General features: G+C 59.4%; 4 protein-coding genes. All 4 read right to left on the bottom strand.

Annotated features, from left to right (window positions below; all coding sequences use genetic code 11):
• Nucleotides 1-252 precede the first annotated feature (252 nt).
• Nucleotides 253-552 (bottom strand): hypothetical protein, encoded by a 300-nt coding sequence (locus FV222_RS31310; protein WP_246685545.1) that lies wholly within the window; start codon nucleotides 550-552, stop codon nucleotides 253-255.
• A gap of 832 nt (nucleotides 553-1,384) precedes the next feature.
• Nucleotides 1,385-1,618, bottom strand: a complete 234-nt coding sequence (locus FV222_RS19095) for a hypothetical protein (protein WP_147815399.1) — start codon at nucleotides 1,616-1,618, stop codon at nucleotides 1,385-1,387.
• A gap of 158 nt (nucleotides 1,619-1,776) precedes the next feature.
• On the bottom strand, nucleotides 1,777-3,687 hold the full coding sequence (locus FV222_RS19090; protein ID WP_147764165.1) for an ABC transporter ATP-binding protein/permease: 1,911 nt from the start codon (nucleotides 3,685-3,687) through the stop codon (nucleotides 1,777-1,779).
• Nucleotides 3,688-3,830: 143 nt separating this feature from the next.
• Nucleotides 3,831-4,081 (bottom strand): LysM peptidoglycan-binding domain-containing protein (locus FV222_RS19085; protein ID WP_147815398.1); only part of this gene is annotated, 251 nt, incomplete at its 5' end.

Genomic DNA, 4,081 nt, shown 5'->3' with positions numbered 1-4,081 from the left:
GACCCGGGAGCCGCCACGCTGCCGACCGCCCCGTCGATCACCGGGCCGGCTCCTGACGGCGGCACCGGGACGAAACGCAGCCCCGGCGCCGTGCAGCGCGTGATGGGGTTATAGGCATGTTATAGGACTTTTGTCAAGATCAATTTCTAATCTGTATTTTGTCGATTTCGAAAAATTAGCTCAGAGATATCAAAATCAGATTTATCTCTGAAGGTCGCCATTATATGCAATTGTTACTGGGTTATTTATAATTCACTCCGCGTCATTTTTTCCAATCGACGCCGCAGTATTTACAATTCGTGCAGTATTAAATAATTGAGCCGCGGTGGCAGGCGCAACTAGCAACGCGTAACACATAGCCCAATATCCCAAAAAGTTGAATCCTACCCAGGCATAGGCTTGACAGAAAATTCCCATAAAAATCGCAAGCGTTTGAACTAATATAAAATGGTAAAATGAGGCGACAATTTTGACGAAATATGATTGTTTCTTACCTTCTTCGCTCAGATAAGTAAAAATTTTTGAGCCAGCGAATGCGAGCATAATTGCCATCCCACCCATCGAAAACCCGAGCAGGTTTGGTAAGATACTAGTAGGCATGGATGCCCAGACTCGATTACCATCGTTATCTAGCTTGATCCAAACCGGATAGGTTACAACTGTGAACGCAAACGCTAGCCATAAATAAATTGATTTTAAAAACTCAGACCATCCTCCATAAGCCTCCCAGTATAACTTTATTGGCTTAAGTGCTGGGAAATGGAGCCAACCAGTCGCGAGCGACGCCGATCGCTGTATCCACCGTGGTAGACTGAGAGTCGATCCGAGCAGTCTGCTTTTGGGGGTACTGCTTGGTCGAAATGGAAATCTTTTCCTCTCCATCCCTACCTTCTCCCCTTGAGTAGCCATGCCGTAGTGAGGCTTCGCCCTGAGCTTTTATTTGATCATCGGCCTTCAAGCCTTTGTGTGCACTTGAGGCGGTATAGACTGTGAGTTGGCGACTTGCTCTTATTTTTTCAAGCCGCTCGATTATTGCATCAGCGTCTTCAGTGTTGTCGTCAGAATTTGGCACGCTCACAAGTATCTCAAGTTTTCTAAGATTTTTTATGGCATATATTTTCTCTAACGCTGAAGAATCGACTAGTAGGTCCACCTCAACGTAGGCTGGCTTAGTGAGTTCGAAACGAAGAGCGCCAAGAGTTTTTTCATCGAAAAGTGCCCTAAACAAACGCTCAGCGCTGGAAGGGGCAAGAGTACGCCCCTCATCATTCCGAGATTCAAAAACCAGAATATGATCTTTTTCACGAAAGACGTAATTAAATCTTTGCCAGTGGAAACCAGTATTCGCCGGAATACTAATCTTAGCTTTTTGCTCTTCGTCCGGCTATTGCATCAACAAGGTATCAATGATCCGCTCATTCGGATCAATTTCAGTCCAGGAATATATACTTCCCCAGAATACGCCATTTGATGACGCAGAAGGTTTGGTTATAGCTGCTGTCTTTTCACCAAAATAATTGATCCGACGTCCTGCGACACGCTCAAAAAGCTCTCTGTAGATCCCCTTTACGTGGGGATGAGCGCTAACATTGAGTGCGTGGTACTCCAAAATCGCCATCGCGACCTCCCTAATAAGGAAAGTCGTACTACGCCCCGTTGAATAGATGCAACGAGATTTCCTATCGCTTAGAGAGTTTTCTACACCCTAATGGAAATTTTGCCAGTGCCGGAGTTGAGAGGCATCTACCAGCCAAGACGATACCTCGGCTCAGCACTTTATTCCGCCACCATTACCTTCCCCCGAACCCCACGCACCTCAACCCGCACCCGCTCCGCCTCCTCCTCAGCCCGGCGCAACGCCGCCCGCGCGGCATCCGCCTCGCGCTGCCGGTTCCAGAGCGCGGCGTAGACCCCGTCCTGGTCGAGCAGCGCGGCGTGGGTGCCGCGCTCGACGATGACGCCCTTGTCGAGGACCAGGATCTGGTCGGCGTCGACCACCGTCGAGAGGCGGTGGGCGATGACGAGGGTGGTGCGGCCGCGGGCGATGCGGTCCAGGGCGTCTTGGATCTGCGATTCGGTGAAGCTGTCGAGGGCCGAGGTGGCCTCGTCGAGGACGAGGATCGGCGGCCCCTTCAGGATGGTGCGGGCGATGGCGACGCGCTGCTTCTCGCCGCCCGACAGTTTTAGGCCGCGCTCGCCGACGGGGGTGTCGTAGCCCTCCGGCAGGGATTCGATGAAGCGGTCGATCTGGGCGAGGCGCGCGGCCTCCCGCACCTCGGCCTCGGTCGCCTCCCAGCGGCCGTAGCGGATGTTGTAGCCGATCGTGTCGTTGAACAGCACCGTGTCCTGCGGCACCATCCCGATCGCCGCGCGTAAAGAGTCCTGGCGGATGGCGGCGATGTCCTGCCCGTCGATGGTGATGCGGCCGGCTTGCGGCTCGTAGAACCGGAACAGAAGGCGCGAGAGCGTCGACTTGCCGGCGCCCGAGGGGCCGACGATCGCCACCGTCTTGCCCGACGGCACCGCGAAGGAGACGCCGCGCAGGATCGGCCGGTCCGGGTTGTAGGCGAAGTGCACGTCCTCGAAGCGCACCTCGGCCGGGCCGGGGACGAGGGCCGGCGCGTTCGGACGGTCCGCGATCTCCGGGTTGCGGTGGAGGATGCGGAACATGTCGTCGATGTCGATGAGCGCCTGTTTGATCTCGCGGTAGATCATGCCCATGAAGTTCAGCGGCATCGAGAGCTGGACCAGCATGGTGTTGGCGAGCACGAACCCGCCGATGGTGGTGCGCCCGGCCAGGATGTCGCGGGCGGCGAGCCACATCACCGCGGTCATGCCGAGGGTGAAGATCAGCGCCTGGCCGGCGTTGAGCACGGCCAGCGACACGTAGGTCTGCGTCGAGGCCTTTTCGTACTTCGCCATCGCGCCGTCGAAGCGCTGGGTCTCGCGGGTCTCCGCGCCGAAATACTTCACGGTCTCGTAGTTCAGCAGCGAGTCGACCGACTTGCTGTTGGCGTCGGTGTCGGACTCGTTCATGCGGCGGCGGATCGCGATCCGCCACTCGGTCGCCTTGTAGGTGAAGCCGAGATAGGCCGCGACCATCACGAACACGACGGCCGAGTAGGTCCAGTCGAACTCGTAGGCCAGCACGCCGAGCACCAGCGCGAACTCGACGATGGTCGGCACCAGCGTCAGAACCATCAGGCGCGACAGCTCCTCGATGCCCGAGCGCCCGCGCTCCAGCACCCGCGTCAGCCCGCCGGTCTTGCGCTCGAGGTGGAAGCGCAAGCTGAGCTGGTGCATGTGCTGGAAGGTCTTCAGCGCCAGGCGCCGCACCGCGTGCATCGCCACCTTGGCGAACAGCCCGTCGCGCGCCTGCGTCAGCCCCGCCATCAGGATGCGCGAGGCGCCGTAGATCGCGATCAACGCCATCGGCGCCGCGAAGATACCGGTGGGGAGCGTGCCCTCCTTGCCGCCGACCGCGGCCACCAGCGCGTCGGTGATCCACTTGAAGGTGAAGGGCGTGACCATCGTCACGAGCTTGGCCACCAGCAGCAGCCCGAACGCCAGGAAGACCCGCCGCTGCAGGTCCGGCCGGCCGTAGGGCCACAGGTAGGGCCACAGCCGGCGATAGGTGGCGACGAGGCCCGGGCGCGCTTCGGGCGCCGGCTCGGGGGTGGGTGTCATGCGAAAGGGTCCGGGAGGTGCGTCGCCCGCCATATAGACCCGCCGCCCGCCCGGCACACCCGCCGCGACCGCGGGGCGGCGCGGCGTGGATGGATCGCGCCCTTCCCTCCCCCTCTCTGGGGAAGGGGAAGCGCGGCGGACCGTCAGCCGTTCTTGCCGGCCTTGTCCTTACCCTCGCCCGGCAGCACGAAGATCTGGCCGGGGTAGATCAGGTCCGGGTTGCGGATCTGCTGCTGGTTGGCGTCGTAGATCACCGTGTAGCGGTCGCCGGCGCCGTAGGTGCGGCGGCTGATCTGCCACAGGCTGTCGCCGCGGATGATCTTGGCCGTGTTCACTTCGGCGACGAACACGCCCGCCGCGGCGTCGGGCCGTGGCGGCTCGATCGCGGCGGGCG

This window comes from Methylobacterium sp. WL103, assembly GCF_008039885.1.
GTDB classification, from domain to species: Bacteria; Pseudomonadota; Alphaproteobacteria; order Rhizobiales; family Beijerinckiaceae; genus Methylobacterium; species Methylobacterium cerastii.
Note: the sequence above shows the minus strand (reverse complement) of the source record. Positions and strands in the feature narration are given on the sequence as shown.

Bases quoted from the DNA above. Each gene is read 5' to 3' on its own strand.
- FV222_RS19095 (WP_147815399.1), bottom strand. From the start codon at position 1,618: ATGGCGATTTTGGAGTACCACGCACTCAATGTTAGCGCTCATCCCCAC.
- FV222_RS19090 (WP_147764165.1), bottom strand. From the start codon at position 3,687: ATGACACCCACCCCCGAGCCGGCGCCCGAAGCGCGCCCGGGCCTCGTC.
- FV222_RS31310 (WP_246685545.1), bottom strand. From the start codon at position 552: ATGGCAATTATGCTCGCATTCGCTGGCTCAAAAATTTTTACTTATCTG.